The organism is Rhodoferax sp. RT5P35, assembly GCF_056521385.1.
Genome location: NZ_JBWMAX010000039.1, coordinates 1 through 1702, shown reverse-complemented (window position 1 = coordinate 1702; position 1702 = coordinate 1). Strand labels below are relative to the sequence as shown.

The 1702-nt window shown below is 64.3% G+C and carries 1 protein-coding gene; it reads left to right on the top strand.

What is annotated here, in order from left to right; all coding sequences use genetic code 11:
- Nucleotides 1–360: 360 nt before the first annotated feature.
- A partial coding sequence (locus AC097L_RS23255) for a hypothetical protein (protein ID WP_479589114.1) occupies nucleotides 361–1702 on the top strand: 1342 nt, incomplete at its 3' end.

Below are 1702 nucleotides of genomic sequence, written 5' to 3'. Positions count from 1 at the left end.
CAACTTTGGGGCGAAGTTAAAAACCCCACCGTCAAGGCCTTTTATGACTCGGTGCTCAATGGCCGTCGCGGCGATGATGTCGCGGGATTTACCTATGACGCACTATTGAAAGCGTATCGGATTAAGTCTTCTTGAGACTAAAACCGCTATATAAAATATAGCTATAAATCAATATTTGGAAAGCGCTACAGGTATTTTTAGCGTCTAAAAATACCTCTTTCTGCATTCATCCACAAAACTAGGGATGTCTGCCCCACCCCGCCGCACAAGGCAATTGACGTAACCCGCCACCCCGCCTAACCTCGCGTGAGCCTTTCGAGCCAAAAATGCGCTTACAGGCTCATCCGTGAAGGAATCCGCATGGCTGGCACTGCTGACACCGTTTTTTTGCGCGCATTTCTGTGGCTCCAGGGCAGCGTGGCCGCGCTGCAGGCCGACATCCAGCCGCCCGCGCTGGCCACGCCCCTGGCCGACGCGCTGCGCACCCGGCTCGGGCTGGCACTGGACCAAACCGCCGCCACCATCAACCCCGACAGCTTCCACGCCAGCAACGCCGAAGCCCAGTCGCTGGCGACGGCAGCCATGGTGGTGGGCGAAACCCTGGCGGCGCTGAAAACCGTGGGCGAGCTGCTGGCCCACATCGGCGACGGCACGGTAGGGCTGGGGGATTTGTCCAAGGTCGTCCAGCAAATCCACCGCATCACCTCGGCCAGCCCCGGCAAGCCGCCCAGCGCGTACTCGATTGCCAAGCTGCTGCTGATCGTCAGCGGCGATGCCGACCAACCCGCCAGCGATCCGCCCGCCAAGCTGCTGGTCTACCGCCTGCTGGGCGCAACCGCCGCCAGCCCGCCCACCCCCGCCGCCTTTGCCGAGGCGCAGATGACGCTGGGCCTGGTGGTCATGGCCATCGGCACCCTGCTGGACCGGGCCTTTGCGGCACCGAATCTGGACGATGCCAAGGGCTGGCTGGTGCCCCGCGGCCCCGGCATCGAACTGCCACCACTGGTAGCCAGCCGCGCCTTCCAGCTGGCCGGGGGCGCGAATGGCAGCCTGGACCTGCTGCTGGGTTACGACCTGCCCCTGCACAAGCTGTATGCCGAGCTCACCTCCACGCTGCGATCCAGCACCGGGGTCGACCAGGGTTTTGCGCTGGAGCTCAAGGCCGACGGCAAGGTCACGCTGCAAATCGACCTGCCGCAACTGGCCATCCCGCTGCCACCGCTGGCCGCGCCGGTGCTCACCGGCACCACGGCCCTGGGCCTGCTGTTCAGCCGCAACCAGCCCCTGGTGCTGGGCGACCCGGCCCAAACCCACTTCACCATTGGCCGGATGACCGGCGGCTTCACGCTGGACAACCTGCAGCCCAAGGTGGAGTTTGACCTGGCCGAGAGCGTGCTGTCGCTCAAGGTGGGCGACGACCCCTTCCTGGGCGCGGTGCTGGGCGATGCCATCGAGGTGGCGCTGACCTTCGGGCTGATTGCCGACATGGCGGGCGGCCTGCGGCTCAAAGACGGCACGGGCCTGCGGGCCACCATCCCGCTAGAGCGCATCCCCAACAGCCCGGTGCAGATTCCGTTCCTGACCTTCGAATTGAAGAAAGCCGACAACCTGGACAAGATCGAGGTGGAGCTGTCGGGCTCGTTCCAGGTGGAGATCGGGCCATTCTCGGGTGCCATCGAGCGGCTGGGCACCCTGCTTACGC